General features: G+C 41.3%; 21 protein-coding genes. 10 read left to right on the top strand and 11 right to left on the bottom strand.

Annotated features, from left to right (window positions below; all coding sequences use genetic code 11):
• From L0657_RS14570 to L0657_RS14560, 3 genes are all read right to left on the bottom strand, one after another.
• Nucleotides 1-2406: a 3-hydroxyacyl-CoA dehydrogenase/enoyl-CoA hydratase family protein gene (locus tag L0657_RS14570; RefSeq protein WP_235151534.1), complete on the bottom strand. Its 2406-nt coding sequence runs from the start codon at nucleotides 2404-2406 to the stop codon at nucleotides 1-3.
• A gap of 68 nt (nucleotides 2407-2474) precedes the next feature.
• The gene (locus tag L0657_RS14565) at nucleotides 2475-2939 is read right to left on the bottom strand and encodes a MarR family winged helix-turn-helix transcriptional regulator (RefSeq protein WP_235151533.1); all 465 of its coding nucleotides are present in this window, start codon (nucleotides 2937-2939) and stop codon (nucleotides 2475-2477) included.
• Between the two features lie 133 nt (nucleotides 2940-3072).
• Nucleotides 3073-4320, bottom strand: coding sequence for a peroxiredoxin (locus L0657_RS14560; RefSeq protein WP_235151532.1), 1248 nt, complete (start codon nucleotides 4318-4320; stop codon nucleotides 3073-3075).
• Nucleotides 4321-4460: 140 nt separating this feature from the next.
• On the opposite strand from L0657_RS14560, the gene rsmH reads away from it, so the two are divergent.
• The 5 genes from rsmH (at nucleotide 4461) to mraY (ending at nucleotide 11549) form a co-directional block, all read left to right on the top strand.
• A complete protein-coding gene (gene rsmH, locus L0657_RS14555; protein WP_235151531.1) occupies nucleotides 4461-5381 on the top strand; it encodes a 16S rRNA (cytosine(1402)-N(4))-methyltransferase RsmH in 921 nt (306 codons plus the stop codon).
• 804 nt (nucleotides 5382-6185) lie between these two features.
• Entirely contained in the window at nucleotides 6186-6596 is a 411-nt protein-coding gene (locus L0657_RS14550) for an FtsL-like putative cell division protein (RefSeq protein WP_235151530.1), read from the top strand.
• 31 nt (nucleotides 6597-6627) lie between these two features.
• Nucleotides 6628-8775, top strand: a complete 2148-nt coding sequence (locus L0657_RS14545; protein ID WP_235151529.1) for a penicillin-binding protein — start codon at nucleotides 6628-6630, stop codon at nucleotides 8773-8775.
• An 8-nt stretch (nucleotides 8776-8783) separates the two neighbouring features.
• Nucleotides 8784-10268, top strand: a complete 1485-nt coding sequence (locus tag L0657_RS14540; protein WP_255717866.1) for a UDP-N-acetylmuramoyl-L-alanyl-D-glutamate--2,6-diaminopimelate ligase — start codon at nucleotides 8784-8786, stop codon at nucleotides 10266-10268.
• A 66-nt stretch (nucleotides 10269-10334) separates the two neighbouring features.
• The gene (mraY, locus tag L0657_RS14535) at nucleotides 10335-11549 is read left to right on the top strand and encodes a phospho-N-acetylmuramoyl-pentapeptide-transferase (RefSeq protein ID WP_235151528.1); all 1215 of its coding nucleotides are present in this window, start codon (nucleotides 10335-10337) and stop codon (nucleotides 11547-11549) included.
• Nucleotides 11550-11621: 72 nt separating this feature from the next.
• On the opposite strand, the gene L0657_RS14530 is transcribed toward mraY, so the two are convergent.
• The 6 genes from L0657_RS14530 to L0657_RS14505 form a co-directional block, all read right to left on the bottom strand.
• Complete coding sequence (locus tag L0657_RS14530; RefSeq protein WP_090340468.1) at nucleotides 11622-12197, bottom strand: DUF4136 domain-containing protein; 576 nt, start codon at nucleotides 12195-12197, stop codon at nucleotides 11622-11624.
• An 88-nt stretch (nucleotides 12198-12285) separates the two neighbouring features.
• Nucleotides 12286-13320 carry a 3-dehydroquinate synthase gene (gene aroB / locus L0657_RS14525; protein ID WP_235151527.1) on the bottom strand — a complete coding sequence of 345 codons (1035 nt, stop codon included), beginning with the start codon at nucleotides 13318-13320 and terminating at the stop codon, nucleotides 12286-12288.
• A gap of 200 nt (nucleotides 13321-13520) precedes the next feature.
• The gene (locus L0657_RS14520; protein WP_235151526.1) at nucleotides 13521-14729 is read right to left on the bottom strand and encodes a DUF3570 domain-containing protein; all 1209 of its coding nucleotides are present in this window, start codon (nucleotides 14727-14729) and stop codon (nucleotides 13521-13523) included.
• A 6-nt stretch (nucleotides 14730-14735) separates the two neighbouring features.
• Nucleotides 14736-14960, bottom strand: a complete 225-nt coding sequence (locus L0657_RS14515; RefSeq protein WP_235151525.1) for a DUF4266 domain-containing protein — start codon at nucleotides 14958-14960, stop codon at nucleotides 14736-14738.
• A complete protein-coding gene (locus L0657_RS14510) occupies nucleotides 14947-15876 on the bottom strand; it encodes an FAD:protein FMN transferase (protein WP_235151524.1) in 930 nt (309 codons plus the stop codon). Before L0657_RS14510 ends, L0657_RS14515 begins: the two co-directional genes overlap by 14 nt.
• Nucleotides 15869-16306, bottom strand: coding sequence for a thioredoxin family protein (locus L0657_RS14505; RefSeq protein ID WP_235151523.1), 438 nt, complete (start codon nucleotides 16304-16306; stop codon nucleotides 15869-15871). The genes L0657_RS14510 and L0657_RS14505 overlap by 8 nt, the downstream gene beginning before the upstream one ends.
• 301 nt (nucleotides 16307-16607) lie before the next feature.
• Here L0657_RS14505 and L0657_RS14500 point away from each other — a divergent pair, with 301 nt between their 5' ends.
• On the top strand, nucleotides 16608-17663 hold the full coding sequence (locus L0657_RS14500; RefSeq protein ID WP_235151522.1) for a VOC family protein: 1056 nt from the start codon (nucleotides 16608-16610) through the stop codon (nucleotides 17661-17663).
• 89 nt (nucleotides 17664-17752) lie between these two features.
• Here L0657_RS14500 and L0657_RS14495 read toward each other — a convergent pair whose 3' ends face one another.
• Nucleotides 17753-18736, bottom strand: a complete 984-nt coding sequence (locus L0657_RS14495; RefSeq protein ID WP_235151521.1) for a 1-acyl-sn-glycerol-3-phosphate acyltransferase — start codon at nucleotides 18734-18736, stop codon at nucleotides 17753-17755.
• A 234-nt stretch (nucleotides 18737-18970) separates the two neighbouring features.
• On the opposite strand from L0657_RS14495, the gene L0657_RS14490 reads away from it, so the two are divergent.
• The 4 genes from L0657_RS14490 (at nucleotide 18971) to L0657_RS14475 (ending at nucleotide 23205) form a co-directional block, all read left to right on the top strand.
• Entirely contained in the window at nucleotides 18971-20059 is a 1089-nt protein-coding gene (locus L0657_RS14490; protein WP_235151520.1) for a hypothetical protein, read from the top strand.
• An 18-nt stretch (nucleotides 20060-20077) separates the two neighbouring features.
• Complete coding sequence (locus tag L0657_RS14485; RefSeq protein ID WP_235151519.1) at nucleotides 20078-20926, top strand: TIGR01459 family HAD-type hydrolase; 849 nt, start codon at nucleotides 20078-20080, stop codon at nucleotides 20924-20926.
• Nucleotides 20927-20956: 30 nt separating this feature from the next.
• The gene (locus tag L0657_RS14480) at nucleotides 20957-21418 is read left to right on the top strand and encodes a Uma2 family endonuclease (RefSeq protein ID WP_235151518.1); all 462 of its coding nucleotides are present in this window, start codon (nucleotides 20957-20959) and stop codon (nucleotides 21416-21418) included.
• A 245-nt stretch (nucleotides 21419-21663) separates the two neighbouring features.
• Complete coding sequence (locus L0657_RS14475; protein WP_235151517.1) at nucleotides 21664-23205, top strand: YifB family Mg chelatase-like AAA ATPase; 1542 nt, start codon at nucleotides 21664-21666, stop codon at nucleotides 23203-23205.
• A gap of 14 nt (nucleotides 23206-23219) precedes the next feature.
• Here the strand turns inward: L0657_RS14475 and L0657_RS14470 are convergent, their stop codons facing one another.
• A complete protein-coding gene (locus L0657_RS14470) occupies nucleotides 23220-24344 on the bottom strand; it encodes an acyltransferase (protein ID WP_235151516.1) in 1125 nt (374 codons plus the stop codon).
• Nucleotides 24345-24432 lie beyond the last annotated feature (88 nt).

Here is a 24432-nt window from a genome sequence, read left to right as displayed (position 1 = left end):
TTAATTTCTTGGAGGTTTTCCTCCGTTCAATAATCCCTGCATTCTTTCGAGCGTTTTCTTTTCTCCACAAAGAGACAGGAAAGCTTCTCTTTCCAGGTCAAGCAGGTATTGTTCTGTGACAAGTTGTGGATAACTCAGGTCTCCACCGTTGATAACGTATGCCAGCTTGTTTGCAATTTTCGCATCGTGCTCGCTGATATAATTAGCGATTTTCATCTGCGCAATTCCAGTCATGAATAGAGCCATACCGGCTTTCCCCTGCACTTTTATATCATTCCGCTGTTTTGGCTGGGTATATCCGTTATCAGCAAGATCAATCGCAGCCTGTTTTGCCTCAGCAATCAGACGGCTTCGGTTGAGGACAATCTGGTCTTTTTCCTGCAAATAATTCATAGCTCTGGCATCATGCGCAGAAGTCGAAACCTTCGCCTGCGCGATGTTCATAAAGGCAGTCTGAAGAATATTCAATTCTGTATCTCCCGCCTGATACATATCAGAACAACGAAGAGCCATCTCTTTTGTACCACCGCCGGCCGGGATAATTCCTACGCCAAATTCTACCAATCCCATATAAGTTTCAGCATGCGCAACGACTTTATCCGCGTGAAGATTAAGTTCACATCCTCCACCCAAAGCAAGCGAATGAGGCGCCGTAACAACCGGGATTGATGAATAACGCGCTCGCATCATTGTTTGCTGGAACTGCGCGATAACCATATTGATCTCATCGAATTCCTGCTCGATGGCGAACATAAACAACATGGCAAGATTTGCTCCGGCCGAAAATGCCTCGCTCGACTCATTACCGATCACAAGTCCGCGGTATTCCTTTTCCGCAAGACTGATACTTTTCTGGATTCCTTCGATCACTTCTGAACCCATGGTATTCATTTTGGATTTAAATTCCAGATTCAGAATTCCATCCCCAATGTCATACAAGTTCGCGCCGGCGTTTTTCCAGACAATGTTATTTGTCAGGTTGCTTAAAATAATAAAACTATCCTGACCAGGAATTACTTTGTATGATTTCGAAGTAATATCATAATAAAATTTTTTCCCATTTTCAACCTTATAAAACGAGCTGTTTCCCGCTTCGAGCATTTCATAAACCCACGGTGCCGGTTTTGCATTCAGCGCTTCCATGATGCCAAGCATTTCTTTCACACCAACAGCGTCCCAGGTTTCAAACAAACCCAGCTGCCATCCAAAACCAGCACAGATTGCCTGATCGATTCTGAAAATTTCGTCCGAAATTTCAGGAATGCGGAAAGTCGCATACTTAAAACAATCCGAAAAAGTCTTTCTATAAAATTCGCCTGCCTTATCCGTTCCAGCCAGAAGCACACTAAAACGTTTCGCAACATCACCAATCGCCTTTGTTCCTTCCAGCGTTGCGAATTTTACTTTTTCAGAAGGCTTATAATCCAGCGTTTCAAAATCGAGTGCTAGAATTACTGACTTACCCTTATCGTCTTTGATTTTCTTGTAAAATCCTTGTCCGGTTTTATCTCCCAGCCATTTGTTATCATATAATTTTTGCATGATAACCGGCAGTTTGAAAGCGTCACGAGATTCATCCGTGCCTTCTCCGGAAGCATATAAATTATTGGCTACATGAACAGTAGTATCCAGCCCAACGACATCCGACAAACGATAGGTCCCCGACTTTGGCCGCCCTACAACCGGACCTGTTAACTTATCAACTTCATCCACAGACAAACCCATTTCCTCAGCCACACGAATCGTCTGTATTAAAGCAAAAATCCCCAGTCTGTTTGCGATAAAACCCGGGGTATCCTTACAAAGCACAGTGGTTTTACCCAAAAACAAATCGCCATAGTGCATCAAAAAGTCATTGACAGACAAGTCTGTCTCTGGTGTTGGAATAATTTCCAGTAACCGCAAATAGCGCGGAGGATTAAAAAAGTGTGTTCCGCAGAAATGTTTTTTAAAATCTTCACTACGCCCTTCTGCCATCAGATGGATTGGTATTCCGGAAGTATTGGAAGTGATCAGCGTTCCGGGTTTCCGAAGCGCATCTACTTTTTCATATAAACTCTTTTTAATATCAAGCCGCTCAACAACCACTTCAATAACCCAGTCGTAATCTTTAATATCTTTCAGGTTATCATCGAAGTTCCCCAGTTTTATGCGCGAGGCAAAGGCAGGGTTATATAGGGCGGCTGGCGTTGCTTTTAATGTTTGTTGAAAAGAATCATTCACAATCCTGTTACGGACGGCGGGATGATCGGTGGTTAAACCTTTTCCTTTTTCTGCATCGCTGGCTTCTTTTGGAACAATGTCCAGAAGCAACACTTCTACACCAATATTGGCAAAATGGCACGCAATCCGCGATCCCATAATACCGGAGCCTAAAACGGCAACTTTACGAATAGAACGATTCATTATTTTATCAAGGTTTTAGCTGTTGGCTATTAGCTTTTGGCAGATTGCCCAAACGAATAGTCAGGGATTTAAAATTCTTCTGTTATTTCTCCGGCTTTGAGTTTTTGATTTTCTTCCTCAACCAACCGGTTTATATCTTTAATCACATCAAAAAAAACAACTAGCTTTTCCAGAGGTATTTTATCGCGGATCATCGTGTTGAAAGACAGTACACCTTCTCTCGAAAGCTCTCTTTTTTCCTTTCCAAGATCAGTCAGCACAATTCTTACAAATCGCTTGTCGCTGTCGTCAACCTCGCGGCGGATCAGTCCTTTCTCTTCCAGATTTTTAAGCATACGAACCAGACTTCTGGGTTCCATACCCAGCAGCGGTGCTATTTTTGTAGCCGGTGTACCATGCTCCAAATCAATATTCAATAGTACATAACCAACTGCCATTGTCGTATCGAAACGGGCAGCATAGGCATTGTACATTCGCGAAATAGAATGCCACGCCCACTTGATCTGAAAATCTATCGTCTTTTCCTTGCGCATCTTTTCTCTTGGTAGGGTGTCAGTGATGTCTGTACACAAATGTAAGAAATGAAATTAATATTATGCAAGCATACTAATTTTGTTCCAAAAAAAACGCACCGGACACATTTTGTATCCGGTGCGCAGATTTTATTTATTTTTCGCTGATCAGTTTGTCCATAAGCTGGTTGAAATCCGCAACGAATTCATCATAATATTTACCCGTTCCCGGACCCGAAAATCCGGTGTGAATTTCCCGAACTTTTCCTTTTTTATCGATGAAAATTGTTGTTGGATAAGACATAACCTTATTCAGCATCGGCAATGCTTTCGCCGTAGCTTCATTGGTATTTGTCCCGGCCAGCAAAACCGGGTATTCAATTCCAAACCGGCTTTCCATTCTTTTCAGCTTCGGAGCAGATACTGCCAGATCATCCGAATGCTCAAAAGCAAGTCCGACAATTTCCACACCTCTCGATTTATTTTTCGTATACCAGGGAGCCAGGAAATTTGTCTCGTCCATACAGTTCGGACACCAGGAACCCATGATCTGGATAATAACCGGTTTGCCTTTAAAACGTGGATCTTTCAGCGATAATGGTTTTCCGTCTGCATCAGGAAATGTAAAGTCCACCGTTTCAGAGCCAGGTTTCAGATATGTCAATTTTGTAGCGTCAGGAAGTTTTGCGTTTTCATTCAGGATAGAAGTGAACGTTTTATATCCTTTAATACCGGACCACATCGAGCCTTTTAAAACGCCATCTTTCAAAATTGCTGCTTTAATCAGATAAGCGTTGGATCCATCAAAAGTTGATAAATACAAACTATCGCCTTTTACGTTTCCTGACAAATAACGGTAGTCTCCGGTGGGCGTTAAAAACGAACCCTCAACAATACTTCCTTTTTGAGTGAAACTTCCGACTGCTTCCGTAGAGTCTTTGGTCACCTCGTTTTTGAAGATGGTTGCATATTTACCCGTCACATTTTTCACACCTTCAACCGCTTCCTCTTTGAAAAAACGATAATCAGCGCCAAATGTAGCGTTGAACGGAAGTGAGCCCGTCACCTTATCTCCATCCAGTCTTTTATATACTCCAGTTAATTTTTCTCCATCAACAGCCGCTGTTATTTCAGAATCAAAAAGCTGCATCGGAATATGTAGTGAATCTTTTTCAAAGTAAGCAGTATCCATTTTGAGGCGCTCACCTGCATTTACAGAATAAACCGTATAAGTCTTACCATCAGGATTTTCAGCTATATCCAGAATTACCGGAAGAGTCTGTCCATCTCTCGTCAGCGTGGCTCGCCAGGTTCCTGGTTTCAGGCTTTTGTCAGACGAAGATTGGCAGCTTAAAAAGCCAACTGTGATAAATAATGCAATTATTAATTTTATTGCTCTCATATTCAATTTATTGATGTAGAATTACAGGTGTCCAAAAAAAATTAAATCCCTACCGATGGGCAATTCGTACCATTGAAAATTGCTAAGTTTGTAACGGCCTCATGGCAAGAAATAGTTCCTATCTACGTTGCTTTTAATAAATGGATTTTCCAAGTACATATCATGAACCCGTAATGCTGTCCGAGTGCCTGGATGGTTTGAATATTCGTCCCGACGGCATCTACGTTGATGTTACGTTTGGCGGTGGAGGACATTCGCGGGCTATTTTAGAAAAATTAACAACCGGGCGACTTTTGGTTTTTGACCAGGATCCGGATGCGGTTGCCAATGCTAAACAATGGAAAGACGATCCTAGATTTACATTCATAGCAGCCAATTTCAGACATATAAAACGATACCTTAAACTGCATAAAGCAGAAAAGGTTGACGGAATACTGGCCGATCTGGGCGTTTCATCACACCAGATCAACACGCCGGAGCGGGGTTTTTCGACGCGTTTTCAAGCCGATCTTGATATGCGTATGAACCCGAATAATGAAAAAACGGCTCGTGAAGTTTTGAATGTTCGTTCTGCGACTGAACTTCAATCGATTTTAAGCCGCTACGGTGAAGTGACGAATGCGCGTACAGCTGCGGAAGCTATTTTTTCAGCGCGCCATAATGCACCCATTGAAACGGTTGATGATCTGAAAGGAATTTTGATGCGTTATGCGCCGAAACATCGCGAGAACAAATATTTCGCCCAGGTTTTCCAGGCTTTGCGAATTGAAGTGAATGATGAAATGAAGGTGCTGGAAGAGTTTTTAACCCAGGTACCCGAAGTTTTGAATCCGGGAGGAAGATTGGTAGTGATGTCCTATCATTCTCTGGAAGACAGGCCGGTCAAAAATTTTATTCAAAAAGGAAAATTTGACGGGGAAGTTGAGAAAGATTTTTATGGTAATGAAATCAAGCCATTAAAAAGTATCACGAGGAAGCCAATTGAAGCGACGGAAGAAGAAGTGAAAAGAAATCCCCGTGCCAGAAGTGCAAAATTGAGAATTGCGGAAAAGCCGGAATAATCGACTTGCAGCGGCCTTCTGCCACCCGTTCCGGGTTTTAAATTCGTATTTTATTACGTTTTTCTATAATACTGTCATCCCTTCGGGATTTTGGCGAAATAGTTACGAAGCGTTATTCAATCCCGTAGGGATGGCAGTATTATAGAGAAATCAGCAAAATCGGCTACTTTAAACCCCGAGGGGGTGACATTGCCGATAAATGGTAAACACAAAGAAGAATTCTATTACGTTTTTCTACAATATGATCATCCCTTCGGGGTTTTGATGAAATATTTAAAAAGCGCTATTCAATCCCGTAGGGATGGAAGTATTATAGAGAAATCAGCAAAATCGGCTACTTTAAACCCCGAAGGGGTGACATGACCGATAAATGGTAAACCAAAGAAGTTTTTTATTACGTTTTTCCAAAATACTACCATCCCTTCGTGATTTTGACGAAATAGTTACGAAGCGTTATTCAATCCCGTAAGGATGGAAGTATTATAGAGAAATCAGCAAAACCGGCTACTTTGAACCCCGAAGGGGTGACATGACCGATAAATGGCAAACCAAAGAAGCTTTTTATTACGTTTTTCTATAATACTATCATCCCTTCGTGATTTTGACGAAATAGTTACGAAGCGCTATCAATCCCGTAGGGATGGAAGTATTATAGAGAAATCAGCAAAACCGGCTACTTTAAACCCCAAGGGGTGACATTGCCGATATAAATTGTAGACCCAAAGAAGAATACCTATCAATCCAATTGATAAAAATGAAATTGTAATAAATGATTTTTGATAACATATTCTGTGGCAAAAAAACATGGCTGAAAATAAACGAAGACCGAAAATAGCACCAGAAAAGCCACCAAAACCGCCACGTGAATACAGTTTATTCAACTGGCTGAACCGATTTTTACCTCTTGACAAAATTTTCGGGGATAAGGTACCGGGTCAGGAAGAAAGGGTTCCGGTGAAATACTTTTACTATTTCGGTTGGATCGTAATTCTTTTGGTAGTTTACGAAAGAATTGGGTTTCAGTCTGAGGAATATGTCAGAAATAGTATCAAATTAAAAAAAGAGGTCGATGATTTACGGGCGGAATATACTTCGATCCAGGCCGAATATATGAAGAGCGGAAAGCAGTCTGTGGTGATTGAAAAAGTGAAGCCCGACGGATTGGAAGAAAATCTTAATCCGCCGAAAAAGATTGTTCTCAAAAAAGAAGAGTAAAATTTTAATCTCTGTTTATTGACCAGCCCCCATGAAAAGCGATATAGATAGCGGCCAAAATAATAAGAAAGCATTGATTACCAGAGCACGTATGGTTGCTTTGGTTTTGTTTGTATTTGCGATAATGGTTTTTTTTAAACTTATACATGTCCAGTATTATGCTTCACATAAAGGCAAAACCTGGTCGGAATATGCTGTAAAAAATGATTTGAAACTGGATACGATTCCGGCGATGCGCGGAAGTATTTTTTCAAATGACGGCAGTCTGCTCGCGACCTCACTGCCATATTATTATGTAGGCTTTGATACAAAAGTTGCCGATTCTACATACTTCTACAACAATATTGATCAGCTGGCCAGTTTGCTTGTAAAAAACTTCGGTGAAAATACTTTTGATGGCTATAAAAGTAAAATACTTCGCTATCGTGTCAGCAAAAACAAACGCTATCTAAGGTTAAAAAATAAAGAGATCGGATATCTTGAAAGAGAAAAAGTTAAAGAATGGCCTTTTTTTGCAAAAGAAAAGAAGGGCGGAGGTGGAAAATTCGAAATGATCTACAAACGCTATAAACCATTCAGTCCAATGGCTGACCGCACAATCGGTGGCACTGATCCTAAAAGCGGACGCGGTTATATCGGTGTTGAAGCCAGTTTTGATAAGGACCTTGAAGGCAAAGAAGGAGTCAATCTTGTGGAACAGGTCGAAGGTGGAATTAAAATTCCAGTCGGTGATGCACTTAATATTCAGCCGGAAACCGGGAAGGATATTTACACAACCCTGGACATGAACTACCAGGATATGGCTGAAATTGCGCTGCGCAGAAAACTTACAGAAGCTAACGCCGAGTTCGGCTGTGTTGTTATTATGGAAGTTGCAACGGGCGAAATCAGGGCAATGGCAAACCTTACAAAACGGGCGGATAATAAATACGAAGAGGTTTTTAATTATGCCTTGGCGGGAAGTACCGACCCCGGTTCGACATTTAAGCTGCCAACGATGATGGCGCTTTTGGAAGAAACAAAAATGAATCCGAATCAGGTAACTGTCAATACGGGAACAGGCTCTGTTCGTTTTCGTGGACTTTCTATCAACGATTCAAAACGAGGCGGACATGGTGTATTGACAGCTGCTCAGGTTTTTGAAAAATCGTCAAATATTGGTGTGCATTTGCTTATGCAGCGGTATTTTTTCTCAAAACCTGATACGTATCTAAATTATCTCAAACAATTTCACGTGACCGAGCCGACAGGAATTCACATGAAAGGTGAGAATCCGCCTTACATTAAAGACCGGTCTTCGAAACAATGGAATAATTATTCGCTCACTTTCATGTCTTATGGCTATGAAATGCGAATGACGCCGCTGCAAACACTTGCCTTGTATAATGCCGTTGCAAATGATGGCTACTGGGTCCGGCCTATGGTGGTGAAAGAAGTGAGAAGCGCTGAAAAAGTGGAAGATAAAATCCCGCCTTACGTCTCCGAAAAGCCGATTTGTTCCCCTGAAACTTTACGAAAAATTAAGAGTATGCTGGAAGGTGTTGTAGAACACGGTTCAGCGAAAAATATCAGGACGGATCTCTATAAAATTGCAGGAAAAACAGGAACTGCGCAGAAATTGATCAATGGAATTCATACGGCAGGTAAATATTACACTTCATTTGCCGGTTACTTTCCTGCAAATAATCCGAAATACAGCTGCATCGTGATCATTGATACGCCTCGTGGTGCCAAGGAAAATTATCAGCTCTATGCGGGAAGTGTTGCCGCTCCGGTTTTTAAAGAAGTAGCTGACCGAATTTATGCGTATGACGTTAGCATTCAAAAAATGGCGAAGGACACAACCCACGGAGAGGAAAAACCAGTGAAATGGGCGGGCAGAACTTCGGATCTGAAGGTGATCAGCGATTACCTGAAATTAACTCCTGTTACGGAACAAGAAACGGAATATCTTTCCGGCTCGATCGTTGGAAAAGGAAAAACCAATTGGAAATCGCGTGATATCCAGTCAAAAGATGTCCCAGATCTGCAAGGAATGCCGATGCGCGACGCGTTATTCATTCTTGAAAATAAGGGTTTCAAAGTTACTTTTAAAGGTTCCGGAAAAGTTGTGGAACAATCTCTTCCTCCCGGCACAAACAAAAGCGGACTTAAAACGATCCTGTTAACATTACAGTAAATCCATTTATGGAAATTATTCAAAAACCAATTCATAGCTTAATCAGTGGAATCGCTGGCGTAACGGTACACGGATCAGAAAATGTCAGCGTCAATAAAATAATCATTGATTCAAGGCGCGTTCTGCCAGGAAGTTTATTTGTCGCGCTTCGAGGCACGCAGACGGACGGACATCAGTATATTGAAACTGCGTCCGACCTTGGCACTTCAGCGATCCTTTGTGAAGAATTACCGGCGCAGCTGCGAGATGGAATAACCTACATTCAGGTTCAGGATTCAGCGGCTGCGATGGGTTTTATTGCAGCTTCTTTTTACAATCAGCCTTCGAAAAAATTAACGTTAGTTGGTGTAACCGGTACAAATGGTAAAACATCTGTCGCAACTTTTTTATTCCAGCTTTTCAGGGCGCTGGGTTATCGCTGCGGCATGTTGTCAACTGTTCAGAATCAGATCGAGGACGAAGTTATTCCTTCCACGCATACCACGCCTGATGCAGTTGCGCTTAACGAACTTTTAGCATTGATGCATGAAAAAGGCTGTTCACATGTTTTTATGGAGGTGAGCTCCCATGCGGTGGCGCAGCATCGCATCACAGGGTTACATTTTGCAGGAGGTATTTTTACAAATATTACCCACGATCACCTGGATTTTCACAAAACGTTTGACAACTATATTGCAGCAAAAAAAGGCTTTTTCGATCAGTTGCCTAAAAGCGCTTTTGCCTTGGTAAATATTGATGATCGCCGCGGTTCAGTAATGGTTCAAAATACCAAAGCGAGGATTGAAACTTATTCCCTGCAAACGCTGGCTACTTACAACGGAAAAATTCTCTCGGATACGCTTACGGGTATGCACATGGAAATTAATAATCAGGAAGTCTGGTTCCGTGTGATTGGCAGGTTTAACGGTTATAATTTGCTTTCGGTATACGGAGCAGCCGTAGCTTTGGGTGAGTCGCCGGAAGAGGTGCTTACTGCCCTTTCCAACCTGAACAGTCCGCCCGGACGATTTGAACAAATCCATTCTGTGGATAACATCGTTGGGATTGTGGATTATGCGCATACACCGGATGCTCTGGAAAATGTTTTGCAAACGATCGCGCATCTTCGTAACGGTAATGAACAGGTGATCACCATCGTTGGCTGTGGCGGAAATCGTGATGTTACCAAAAGACCAAAAATGGCCGAAATTGCCTGCAATTTCAGCACACGTGTTATTCTTACCTCGGATAATCCAAGATATGAAGAGCCGCAGGATATTCTGGACCAGATGCTGAAAGGTGTGCCGCCTTTAAAATTCAAAAATACAACCGTAATTCCTGACCGCCACGAAGCAATTTTCAAAGCTGTGGCTGAGGCAAATCCGGAAGATATTATTTTAATTGCAGGAAAAGGACACGAAACATACCAGGAAATTCGGGGCGTCAAACATAATTTTGATGACAGGCAGGTGTTGAGAGAAGCATTTTCCAGTTTTCATTCCCACAAAGAATAAAAATTCAGGACCCGTTGCGTAGTCTGCAAGAAAAAGGCAACTTTGCAAGCGCTAATCACGATTTACATGCTTTATTATCTATTCGACTACCTAGACAAGCACTTTAACATACCCGGAGCCGGCGTATTTCAATATATTTCTTTCCGCGCACTAGGCGCGACCGTGCTGTCTTTGTTCATCGCTGCCACGTATGGAAAATGGATTATCAACTTCTTGCGGAGACAACAAGTAGGAGAATCGATCCGTGACTTGGGCCTTGAAGGTCAGATGGAAAAAACAGGAACGCCGACGATGGGAGGGTTTATTATTCTTGCCTCGCTGCTAGTTCCGGTATTGCTTTTTGCAAAACTTACCAATGTCTATATCGTTCTTCTGATCATTACGGCCATTTGGACAGGCTTGATAGGCTTTATTGATGACTATCTAAAAAAATTCAAAAATAATAAAGAAGGACTTCACGGACGTTTTAAAATTGTTGGCCAGGTCGGACTTGGGCTGATTGTAGGATTGACGCTCTCTTTCAGCGACCACGTGAAAATTCGTATTTACGAGCAACCTTTGTTAAGTTCTACTATTGGGGAAGTACAACGCTATAAGGACATCGTTCACCCGACAGTAACTACACTTCCCTTTTTCAAAAACAATGAATTTGACTATCGTACGCTGCTTTTCGGCTGGCTTCCGGAAGAATATACCTGGGTAATCTACACGATTCTCGCAATCTTTATCATCACGGCGGTTTCCAACGGCGCAAACATCACAGACGGAATTGATGGGCTGGCGGCTGGTATTTCAGGTATTATCGCTTTGACGCTGGGTGTGCTGGCTTATTTATCTGGTAACACGAAATTTTCGCAATACCTGAATATTATGTATATCCCAAATTCGGGAGAGCTGGTAATTTTCTGTGCAGCTTTTGTCGGGGCCTGTGTCGGGTTTCTCTGGTATAATGCTTATCCTGCGCAGGTGTTTATGGGCGATACCGGAAGTTTAATGCTGGGAGGCGTGATTGCCGTAGTGGCGCTGGCAATCCGGAAAGAATTAATGATCCCCATTTTATGCGGTGTATTCCTTTCCGAGCTAGTTTCCGTCATTATGCAAGTCAGCTATTTTAAGTACACCAAAAAGAAATTCGGAGAAGGCAGGCGAATTTTACTCATGTCGCCGCTTCATCATCATTACCAGAAAAAAGGTATCCACGAAGCGAAAATTGTGACCCGTTTCTGGGTAGTCGGAATCATTCTCGCCATTTTCACACTGGCAACTTTAAAATTGAGATAAACAAAAATGAGCCTGCTGAAATTATTCGGCAGGCTCATTTTCTATGTTTACATCAAAACAAAAACGTAAAAATTATCTGCCCACAGCCTCACTGTATCGTCTTGGATCATATCCTTTGGCAAAAAGCGGATACTGGTCAAAAATCCTGCGCACCACACTTCTATAGTGATTATTTGAGTTTTCAACACCTTTAAAAATTCCCGAAGCGTAACCTCTCCACACCACCTGATCACTTTCTGCATCAATCAAAGAAACGATTAAAGTACCTTTATCGAGGGCGTATTTTATTGGCTCATACCGGAACCCATCATTTTCAGTATCCACCCAGTTTTTGATAACCGGCTGCATATAACCCTGGTAACGAAGGTTGTCGTAGAAGATACCGTAATTGACTAATAATGTTGGTTTTTCAGCGGTAAGTTTGTAGCCTCTCACCTGCATTTGACGACGGATTGCCTCGTAAATTTCTGTACAAAGATTGTTAGTGTCACGCTCACATTCCAGAAATGTGTAGGACGAGTAATCTTTAAAGTTTGTTTCATAACTGTAGTCATGCTCCACAAATACTTTACGACCACTCGAGCAACCCGCTAATATCAATATCACTAATAAAGCGGCATAAGGTTTAATAGACTTCAGCATAAGCATTACTTTTTGTCAGGTTAAAAATAGATATATTCACTCTAATGTTGAAAACCCACTAATCAATAGCTTATGCTGTTCTTCTTCCCCGGAACTACCCCATATAATAAGCTATTGCTTTACGCATTTCAGAAACCGGAACGGCAATGTCATAACCGCATTTTCCTGCTCCTTCCAACAGAGAAAAACGAACCTCATTTCCTCTGTTCTTTTTATCCTGACGTGTCAGCCCAACGATCGCTTCCACATCTTCCGGATTTATTATTACTCTGCCGTATGTGGCAAAAAGAAATTCTTCTATATCAATTAAAGTTTTCTTGTCAATCAAATTTCTTTTGAAAGCCAGGTAACTTTCCATAATCATTCCCACTGCAATTGCCTCCCCGTGAAATAGCCTTTCACTTTCTGACTTACTTAAAAAACAGGTCTCAACGGCATGGCCCAAGGTATGTCCAAAATTAAGGATTTTCCGTAGTCCTTTTTCCGTAGGATCCTGATCTACAATCTGTTGTTTAATTTTCACAGAGTGGGCGATCAGATCTTCCCAGTTTTGTTCTTCAAAATCATTCTGGCGAATCACCTTCCATTTGTCCGCATCAGCAATCAGGCAGTGTTTGATGATTTCAGCAAAACCAGACCTGATTTCTCTTTCCGGTAATGTTTTCAGAAAAAAAGGATCTATTAGAACGCTGTTTGGTATATTAAAAACACCTAAATGATTTTTAAATCCTTGAAAATCCACGCCTAACTTGCCACCTACACTCGCATCAACCTGCGATAAAAGTGTAGTAGGTACCTGAATAAAATCAATCCCCCGTTTGTAAACTGCCGCACAAAAACCACCCATATCACCTATCACGCCACCACCGATATTGATCACCAATGCATGTCTGTCTAGTTCTGCATCCGTCATGGACTCCCAGATGGTTGTGCATGTCGCCAGTATCTTATGTTTTTCTCCACTTGGAACCGTTACTAATCTGTGTTTCGGCAAAAGAGGTTTTATTAAAGAATAACAATACTTGCGGGTATTGGCATCGGCTATTACAAAAACTTTCGAATACTGTGCAGAATTAATAAACGCTGGTAAACTTTCGGTAATGGGTGCTAAAACTACGGACTGAGTCATTCTTATTATTTCAATAAAAAAATATAATGCTCATCAAATATACGATGATGAGACCAAAATGGATGCGTGGATAATCAATTATTTTAATACAATATTTTGAAATTTATTATTTGACACATTAATTATTGGGTTTAATATACCAAAGAGAATACTAAGCATAACAATCAATATTTCAACAACAACCAATTTCTTTGTTAAAGTTAATGTTTCTCTCTCACAAATTTTATCGCCAGCGTGACCATGTGTGCATTTAGACCATTGGATCTGTGATAATAACCATATCTAAGATTTAATTCGTCAAACGAAATCCTCTTCGTCAGATATGCGGATGGCAAATATCTCAGATTTATGCCCGCCTTATAACTCTGAAATGAAGCAAGGTCATAATCCGAGGTATAAAACTTTGCGGAAATCTCATGTTGTTTGTAAGCCTTAAAATATTCAGAGCCAGATTGTTTATAAAATCTGAAAAAAGGAGAAATAGTCCATTGGGGCGAGGTTTTAATCGCTGCTTCCAGTTCCAGACTATTGCCAAGAATATCGAAACTGTCATAGTAAAAACCATAATTCAGTTTCAGGATCGTGCGGCTTCCCATAAAATAATTCAGCCTTGTACTGACCGGAAATTTATATCGGTCTTGCGGCAGGTTTTCCACTTTCAAAGAATTGTCTTTAAAATAAACCCGGTGGAACGGCGTCGAGAGCAGACCTTTTTGATAAGAAAATTCCGGAAAAATTCCGAGAACCAGCCTTGGATTAATGATCTGAGTAAAACCTAATTTGAAATTATAAGAATCTCGACGGTAAGTATCAAACCATTGCCTGTTTCGCAACTCAACCGGATAGATCAGCTTGACTGGCCGGTAATGATCAGGATCCAGGCGTCCCCAGCGCATATCATCGAAATAAGCCTGAAAGTCAAAGGAATAAGTTCTGGTTTTAGTAGGATTTGTGTACTCTGCGGAAGCAAAAATTGGAATCGACAAATAATCAGATTCAATGGAAAACCCCGAACCAATTCCAAGCTTCAAATCTCTCTTTTTCAACTGCCGCTGGTAATTAAGATTTCCATAGGAGCGCGCATCGCGTTTGGAGGCAGAAGACATGACAAAGTCGATATTATCCGCGGACGCCGAGCTGACGATGTCAACGCCTCCAACAAAGCGCAGCGTGTTATATTCCTTAAACGTATGTCCAATCCGAACCGAAGGTGAATAAACCGTCAATTTTTCCGTCCCGATTCCGCCGGTTACAGCTGAGTTATGCCCGTCCTGAATATAGTGGTTGTAGACAAGCTCCACCTCCGTTTTTGACAGTGTGCTTTTTTGATAGGAACTATCTGCATTCTGGGCTTTGGATTGTAATAAAAATGCACTGAGTATTCCGGCAAGTAAAAATTTCCTTTTCATAAAACGCTAGTTACATCCGCATCCGCCACTTGATTTCGCTCCACCAGCCGGCGTGGCACCTTCACGGATAGTCTCAACGTAGTCCTCAAATTTTTTTCCAGAATTGTTGCCCATCTGCATCTCCGGATCATTCAGGTATACGCGTTGATAGGGTTTTACGGCCTGGCAGCCGATCCCACCGAACGTCAAAATGACTCCTATTACCAAACAGTAAATTTTATTTCTCCGCATATTTAAAGTTAAGGTTTCGCGAGTGGAACACCTCATTTTTATCTGTAATAATTAAACAATGCGTTTGCGGCAGCTGATTGATAAAATGGAGCCCCACTTCTACGCCCATCACAAAAACGGCCGTTGCCAAAGCGTCACAAAGTTCAGCTCCCGGGCTGACGACGCTCACGCTTTTTATTCCGCTTACCGGGTTACCAGTTCGGGGGTCAATGGTATGTGAATAACGTTTTCCACCCCGCATGAAATATTGCTCATAATCTCCGGAAGTCGCAATCGAAGCATTTTCGATAGGTAAAAAACATAAAATGTCGTCCGCCTGATCCGGATTGGCAATACCAATCTGCCATGGTCTTTCTTCTGTTTTTTTACCAATAACCGTTAAGTCACCGCTTGCATTGATCACACCATTTTCCACGCCCTTTTGCTGCCACATTTTTTTTACTTTATCCGCGGCATATCCCTTACCAATTGCTGCAAAACTGATAAACATCCCTTTCTTTTTCAGGAAAACATGATTGTCGGGCAGGAGTGAAATATGTTGAAAACCGACGAATTGAAGTACTTTTTTAACGGCACTTTTCTCTGGAAAAACAAATTGTTCGTTCTTGAAATTATATAATTTTTTCAAAGGCCCGACCGAGATATCAAAAGAACCTTGTGTCAAATTAGAAAGCCCGACAGAACGCTGAATCAATTGATAAACTTCGCCGTCAACCTGAACCGGCTTTACTCCCGCATTTTTGTTTATTAAGGATGTAAATGACGAATCAGCAAATTCTGTAAGCAGATTTTCCAACCGCTTAATCTCATCCCGTCCTTCCGCAAGAAATTTTTCTGCTCTCGCTTTATCATGGTCTTTAATAATCAGCTCAAAGGCTGAACCCATCAGCTTTTCAACCAGACGAAACTCATCCATTCAGTCTTTGTAATCGGTTTTTCAATTCACTTACAAATTCCTGCGGTGTCTGATTATTGTAAGCTATTATTTCAAACTGTGACCCGTCGTCAGATATCAGCACTAAATTTGGAAATACGCCTTTTGGATTATATTTTTCTGCCAGTGCCTCATTTTGCGCTACAACTTCTTTGGCAAGTTTCGTTCGCTGCGGAAAATCTGCAACTACGACTTCCAGATTTTCTTTCGCAAAAGATTCAAATGAGGGATCGCTCAGCACTTTTTTCCGAAATTGTATGCAGCCCTTACACCAGTCAGAGCCGGAGAATACGATAAATTTATTTTTAGAAACAGAAGTACGGACGGACTCGACAGCAACAGGATTTCCTGATTGTATCGGCAGGAACGGTGTAAAAATATCAAACAAAAATACGAGAACGAAGGAAATCATATCTGTCAGGAGTTAAGGCTAATTATCCAGAAAACAGCGAACGGTTAAGTTAGTTCCACTTACTTTAAACGCATTTTATAAATTTCGGTACTCGCTGATAAGACGTAAAACTATACGAATAATCTCTAATCTACGAAGTTACCGATGTCTGCTGTTAGTTTCAGGCCATTATTTATTCCATTTCCCAGCCTTTATTGCTGTTTTATTTTGTAAAATTGCGTGTCCTAAGATTACGAATAGAGTAAATTCTGGCTTGGGATACAATCTTTTTGTCGAATAGCTAAAAAAATATAACGCCTTCATGAGTGCTGCTCTTATTTCCGGAATACAACAAGTTGGTCTTGGTGTTCAAAATGTACCAGAGGCCTGGCAGTGGTATCGCCGGATTCTTGGTTTTGATGTTCCGGTTTTCGACGACAAAGCCGAAGCTCCTTTGATGACTCCTTATACCGGAGGAAAAGTTCACCAAAGACATGCAGCACTTGCCCTCAATCTGGCAGGTGGCGGAGGGTTGGAAATCTGGTCATTTACAAGTCGTGTTTCGCAACCCGCAAATTTCAAACTGGAAATTGGAGATTTGGGGATCAATGCAATCCGCTTCAAAACGCCTGATGTTAAAAAAGCGCATGCCTGGGTTAAATCGCAGTCAAAGGAGGCCGTAGGGCCGTTGGTATCCCTTCCGGAAGGTGAAGGCTTTTGGGGAAATGACCCTTACGGAAATATTTTTCAGATCACGAGTGATACTTCCTGGTTCCAGAACACCGGAAAACCGGTAGGTGGCGTTGCGGGGGTAGTTGTTGGTGTTACCGATATACACAAATCAATTTTATTTTATCAGACACTGATACAAAATCTGGAAGTCGTTTACGACAAAACAGATGTGTTTGATGATTTGCCAGCTTCAATCTCAGGCCAGCGTTTTCGTCGTGTTTTACTTAGAAAAAACTTTACACCGGAAGGAGCATTCAGTAGACTTTTGGGAAATATTCAGATAGAATTAATTCAGGCACTGGACCGCACGCCGAAAAAAGTTTTTGAGAATCGTTACTGGGGAGACTGCGGATATATCCATCTATGCTTCGACGCGCTGGATTTGGCGACGCTGAAAACAAAAATGCAGGCACAAGGATACAAATTTACAGTCGACAGCGAGTCTTCCTTTGGAATGGAATCGGCTGCGGGCCGGTTTGCCTATGTAGAAGACCCCGACGGGACTTTGATTGAAATGGTAGAAACACATAAATTGCCAATTTTGAAGAAAATCGGCTGGTTTTTAGATATCCAGAAAAGAAAACATCAGAAACCACTGCCCGACTGGATGTTGAAAATGATGGGCTTGAACAGAGTAAAAAATTAGGTTCGAAAAAAAAATTGCTTTAAATGCACAAATCCTCACGGACATTCGTGGGGATTTGTGCATTCAAGGCAACATAATTTTAACTGTATTTAGCGATACCGGTTTCCCATCCAGGCTAAAATTGGCAAAGCGGCAAAAACTGCAAGGGCCACTTTAAATCCGGCGAAGATTCCAACGATAGCGGATATTAAAAGGACGATCAGCGGATAGATATATAATAATAATCCAAAAAGCGCGGAATCATAAAAAACACTTCTGGCGGTAATTTTCGCAACCTTTTTATGAAAAATTTGATAAATCGGTCGATGAATTAAACGACCGAACCATCCCAGCCCTTGAAGCAAAAAGTTTCCTTTTGACGGTACAGAATTCGGACCGAAAAAGTTATTGAAAGCAGATACACGTTCCTCCTTTGTTGCATTGTCAGGAATTGTCAGAATTTCCTGGTTCATCTTGACATATAGTATTTCATTGAATTCCCGAAGCCATTTTTCATAATCGTCAGGACTTGTTTTGATATCCGTGTGGTGAATAGCATCACCGAATCGGATGGCGGCACGTTTGCCAGTTCCGCGGTAATGTTCGTAATTCATGCCAATCGGAATCACCTGCATTTCTTTCAGATTACTTTCTCCAAACCAGGCCTGATGCGCCATTCGGGCAGTTCCTTTTCCTAACGGACGCAATTTCCATTCATTCACACAAACACCTTCCGAAAAAATAATAACAGCATTTCCAGCACTCATCGCATCCAAACTTTCCTTCATGGTGGTGTCAATATTTTTAACCGCCAGTCTGCCTTCGGAGCCCCGGAAAACAGGTATCAGATTAATTTGTCTTAACCAAAACGCCACCGAAGGTTTTTTGAACGCATCGCCACGGGCAAGTGTAAAAATTGGCTGCGTAAGCGTTGCGCCGATCACAAGAGCATCAAAAAACGAGTCCGGATGGTTAGATGCGAGTAACAATGGTCCCTTGTTTGGTACTTGTTTAAAATTAATAACAAGCAGACGTCGCAGGAAAATTGGCAGCGCCAGACGGATCAGAAAGCGGGAAAAATAGAAAAAATACAAAATATATTAAGGTAAGTTTCGGCGCAAAACTAATGCTAAATTCTTTTTTAAAGAAGTATTGCAAAATTTCAATTTCCTTTTCCTCTGATTGTCAATATTTTATAAAAAACAGTCATCTTTAACATTAAGACAGCAACATATATTCTATCGGTGAAGTTGTTAACTTTGTAACACTTTATCACTAAAAAGTACCCGAATTCAGCGACAAACGAACTAATAATCTTGAGTAATTTCATGCGTATAAAAGACTATCCAGCCATTATTGAAAAGGCCTGGGCGGGATTTGACGATTCCATATCCATTAAATTGGTTGAAGACATAAGTGCCAAAGTATCAACCAATCACGTATTCAGAGTAACCTTAGACAACGACGATATTGTTATTGCCAAGCTTTCCTATTTTGGGAAATACGAACATTTTAAAGAAGATCACCGTATCATTCAGGCTGTTTCCAACAATCTGTTATATCCATTTGAGAACGTAGTTGCCAAATCACTTTTAAAAAATAATCAGGTTTACACTTACCGGTATCAGGAAGATTTTCTGGATACCTGGGTTGTTTTTTATAATCCGATCCGGGCTATGCACCGTATGCCAAAAAGACTGGACGAAGATCATATCCGGAAACTTGGCCGCGAGATGGCAAAATTTCACCAGGCATGTTACCGTGTCGGAAAATCTATTCCAAAATCTTCGAAAAAACTGAGAACGGATATTCAGCATTTGCTTGATATTCTGGATACCGAAGCAGGGCAATATGAGCACAGAATGCATGTCGATTTTTTAAAAGATCAATGTGAGATTTTCCTGAAAAATATTCAGAAATTAAATGTCATATCCTTCGATATGATGCCTGTTTTTGTAGACTGGAATATTGGAAATTTCTCCGTTACAGAAGATCAGCATTTATTTTCACGATGGGATTACGACTGGTTCCGGGTTTCGTCGCGTATCATGGATTTTTATTTTTTCAGCAGGGTAGTTTCCAACGTTGGCGACCGTACGGTCTTCAGTTATCTGATCACGCCGCTGATGGAAGATCGGTTTATGATTTTTCTTGAAGAATACCACAAAGTATATCCACTGTCGGAAAATGAAGTTAGGTTTATGAAAGAGGCATATCGCTTTTTTATTCTTAACTATGTAATAAAATATGGGAAATACTTTTTTCATAGAACTTACTCTACCAAATTGCAGCGAGAAGCTTACGAGCTTTATTTCCCGTCAATCGATACTTTTGACGCCGATAAAGTTATAAAAGTTCTCAATATAACACCAGCAGTTAAGGCAAGTAAGAAAAAAGCAAGTTTAGATAAATCGTAAATTCAAGACGCCAATTACATGATTTTAGACAATTTTAAGTCCGTACTTTCCAAGTACGAAGTTATTTTCTTTGATGCATTTGGCGTTCTTAAAACATATAATGGACTGATTCCCGGAATTGAGAATACTTTTGCATACCTAAAAGAGACAGGCAAAGATTTTTATGTTGTAACGAATGACGCATCTCGCAGTCCTGAACAACTTGCAGAATCTTATGTAAAATTAGGCATCAATGATGTGACGCCAGACCGTATTATTTCGTCGGGAATGCTGGCCAGGGAATATCTGGAATTGAAGGTAAGAAATGGGTTTGTGGCTTACCTCGGAACGGAAAATTCTGCACATTATATCGGAACAGATGAAATCAAAACCCTCTCGATCCGGGAAGTGGACCTGAGCGATATCAACGATGTCAACGCTTTGGTTTTTCTTGATGATGAAGGGTTTGACTGGAATACCGATCTCACAAAAACTTTAAACCTGTTACGTAAACGCAACATTCCTGTCATCGTTGCCAATACGGATAAAACTTATCCTGCTTCCAAGACCCGTCTTTCCATCGCCGTAGGAGCGTTGGCAAAAATGATTGAAGATACCATCGGAAGACAGTTTATCCGCTTCGGAAAACCTGATCCTCAGATGTTTATTTTCGCATATCAGCACATCAAAAACTACCCAAATGTCAGTAAAAGGGACATTTTAATGGTGGGCGATACGCTACATACTGATATACTCGGCGGGAATAAATTCGGACTGGATACTGCTTTGGTTTTAACAGGAAATACCCAAGCCATCGACGCAGAAGTCCGGATCAGGAGTACCGGAATTATCCCGACTTATATTTGTGTTTCGGCGGTTGTGGAGTAAATTGTTTTAGATACAGCAGTGTTGAATTTCATGGATATACAGACTAGTGGAAATGAAACAAGTTTGGAGAAAAGCTTTTCTCTAAATAGCTCGCGTGTCAGGTTTTGTATATCACTTTTGCTTTCAAAATATGACGCCAAATTTGACGTTATGCCTGAACTTGAACTTGAATTATTCAGCGGAAGGGCAAAACCTGATATCTCGATTTTTCAGAATTTAGTCTTCAACTGGGAAGAGGATATAATCCGTTATACAGAGCCGCCAATCACAGCAATTGAAATCCTTTCTCCGACACAGGCTTATGACGCCTTGACAGGAAAAATCCGGAAAATATATTTTCCAAGCTGTGTGCAATCTGCCTGGATCGTGATGCCTTCCGTCAAAACACTTCAGTTATTCTTACCTGATAATTCAGTTCAGTATTTTACCGATTCCTTATTTTTGGATCCGGTAACGAATATTGAGCTTGACTTGAAAATGGTATTTAAATAATTGCTACTTCTTACTTCCTATTTGATATAAATCCAGATGCCGGAGACAGGCAGCTCATTTATTGTTTACTCAATCTTAAACACGATTTTTGTGACCTTTTTGAAGGGTTTTAATCAAATTAAGAATAACAACCTCTCACGCCTGGCTTATCTTGATTTGCATATACAAGGTTATCACAAATCCTGTTAATTTTGGAAAGGATTTGTCTGCTGACTTCCACACACTATCAAATCAAAACCAGTATTATGCTTGCAAAAACTTTCGGAAGTGCTGTATATGGCGTCAATGCCAAAATGATTACGATTGAAGTACAGGTTGGACAAGGAATGCACTTTCACATTGTTGGCCTTGCAGACAGTGCTGTCAAGGAAAGTGAACACCGCGTTGAAGCTTCTTTGAAATACTTCAATTATAAAATGCCAAGACAAAAAGTGATTGTCAACATGGCACCTGCGGATATCCGCAAGGAAGGCTCTGCTTATGATCTCCCAATTGCACTTTGTATTTTACAATCCTCTGAACAAATCAGCTCCGTTCATAATCTTGAAGATTATGTGATCATGGGCGAGCTTTCGCTGGACGGAAAATTACGCCCGATCAAAGGCGTTTTGCCGATAGCGATTGAAGTTCGCAAACAAGGTTTTAAAGGTTTTGTCCTACCCGCAGAAAATGCGAAAGAAGCGGCGATTGTTAATAATATTGATGTTATTCCTGTGGAAACACTGGAAGAAGCGATCGCTTTTTTTGAGGGAAAAAGCAGCATAGAACCACTTGTGGTTGATACCCGGGATTTATTTTTTACTACTCAAAATGAATACGACGCTGACTTTGAGCATGTTCAAGGTCAGGAAAACATAAAACGTGCTTTGGAAATTGCTGCCGCAGGTGGGCATAATGCGATCATGATCGGGCCTCCGGGAGCCGGAAAAACAATGCTGGCAAAGCGCATTCCGAGTATTTTACCTCCACTGAGCTTACCTGAAGCGCTTGAAACGACAAAAATCCATTCGGTAGCTGGCAAGCTGGGGACACACATGGGCTTGGTTTCGCGCCGGCCATATAGAGCGCCACATCATAGTATCAGCGACGCAGCCTTGGTTGGAGGAGGAAGTTTCCCTCAGCCGGGAGAAATTTCGCTGGCGCATAACGGAATCCTGTTTCTGGACGAACTTCCTGAATTTAAAAGAACAGTGCTGGAAGTAATGCGCCAGCCATTGGAAGAAAGAAAAGTTAGCATTTCAAGAGCGAAATTGACGGTTGAGTTCCCGGCTAATTTCATGTTGATTGCTAGTATGAACCCGTGTCCTTGTGGTTATTATAATCATCCGGATAAAGAATGTGTTTGCGGGCCGGGCGTTGTTCAAAAATATTTAAATAAAATCAGCGGACCGCTCTTAGACCGGATTGATCTTCATGTAGAAGTCACGCCCGTGACTTTTGATCAAATCGCTTCCACACGAAAATCGGAAAGCAGCGCGCAAATCCGCGAGCGGGTGATAAGGGCGCGGGAAAGACAATTAGAGCGTTTTAAAGATAACAAAGAGATTTATTCTAACGCCATGATGCCTCCGGAAATGGTAAAGAAAATCTGTACGATTGAGCCAGCAGGGACGGCACTTTTACGCACGGCTATGGACAGGCTTGGACTATCTGCACGCGCTTATGACAGAATCTTAAAAGTTTCCCGCACCATTGCAGATCTGGCCGGGAGTGATGAAATCCGGGTAGAACATTTGGCTGAGGCAATTCAGTATCGTAGCCTGGATCGGGAAAATTGGGCTGGTTAAAATTGGCGACGCTATCAGGTTTGTTGGTGCGAGTGGTTTTGAAATTTCCGCTCGATTTCAAATGGGTGTAAAGTTTTGATGGAAGATTGCTGGACTGCTGTTTTATAACCATTCCGGATGTAAGTATTTGCCGGAATTTCGACGAATCTTGTTACGACGTATGCAAGCAAAATATTGAGTAAAACTACCAGAGCAATTACAAAGTAACTATTGGCGTGGGTATACGTCAACAGAGAGTCAATGATTTTGCGCCCCATATACTGATGCAAGAGGTAGAGGCTGTAAGAAATTGTCCCTAAAAAAACCAGCTGGGGCTTTGCCAAAAATTTCATTTTCCCATAAATCAGCAGCGCGAATACGACATGATAAAAAAGGATGATCAGCAAATGCTCCTGATATGAAATAAGGTACATGGCTCTTCCGCCTTTGTCGTGCAGATAAAATGCAGCAAAAATCGATATAAACATCAGCAAGAGATTTTCCATGGAAAAACCCCGGCACGAAAACTGGTAGAAAAGAATACCAGAAAAAAACAGTGGGAAGTGGTTAATCAGCTGAATTTTGGTAACGACCAACGTATACAGCGCTGGATAAAATGGCCGAAAAAAATGAAAGGCTAATATTACCATCAGCGTAAGCATTCCGGACAGTTCAATATCCTTAATTTTACCGGCCATGTAAATACAGAGAATCCAAAGATAAAATACCAGCTCTACTGCCAAAGTCCAGTAGGAACCATCCAGATCCTCGACTCCGAAATAGGCCGGAACCATGGTCATATTGATCAGGACATCAGAAAGTTTAAAGTGTTGAAAGTCGTATATTAAAACAAAGGCAGAGGTGATAAGCACACACATCCAGAATGCCGGATAAAGCCTGCCGAAGCGATAAACGACAAAACTTTTCCAATGACTAATTTTAGTCATGCTGAGGCTGATCGTAAATCCGCTGATCATAAAAAACAGATCTACACCGGTGATACCGTACGAAAATGCGAAATTGGAGTCGATGTGTGGCTGGTTGTGGGTATAATGAAAAAGCACGACGCTCAAAGCAGCCAGACCGCGTAGTGCATCAAGCTCTTGTAACCTGCCTGTTTGCCCAAACGCATTTTTACCATGCGAGGAGATTTGTCCCATCTATATAAAGATTTGATCATGACCCATTTACAGGTCACGGTAGATTTTTAATAAGATTACGTAAGAGAAATTACCCGTTTTGTTGCTG

It is taken from the genome of Dyadobacter sp. CY345 (genome assembly GCF_021502725.1).
Taxonomy (GTDB): Bacteria; Bacteroidota; Bacteroidia; order Cytophagales; family Spirosomataceae; genus Dyadobacter.
Note: the sequence above shows the minus strand (reverse complement) of the source record. Positions and strands in the feature narration are given on the sequence as shown.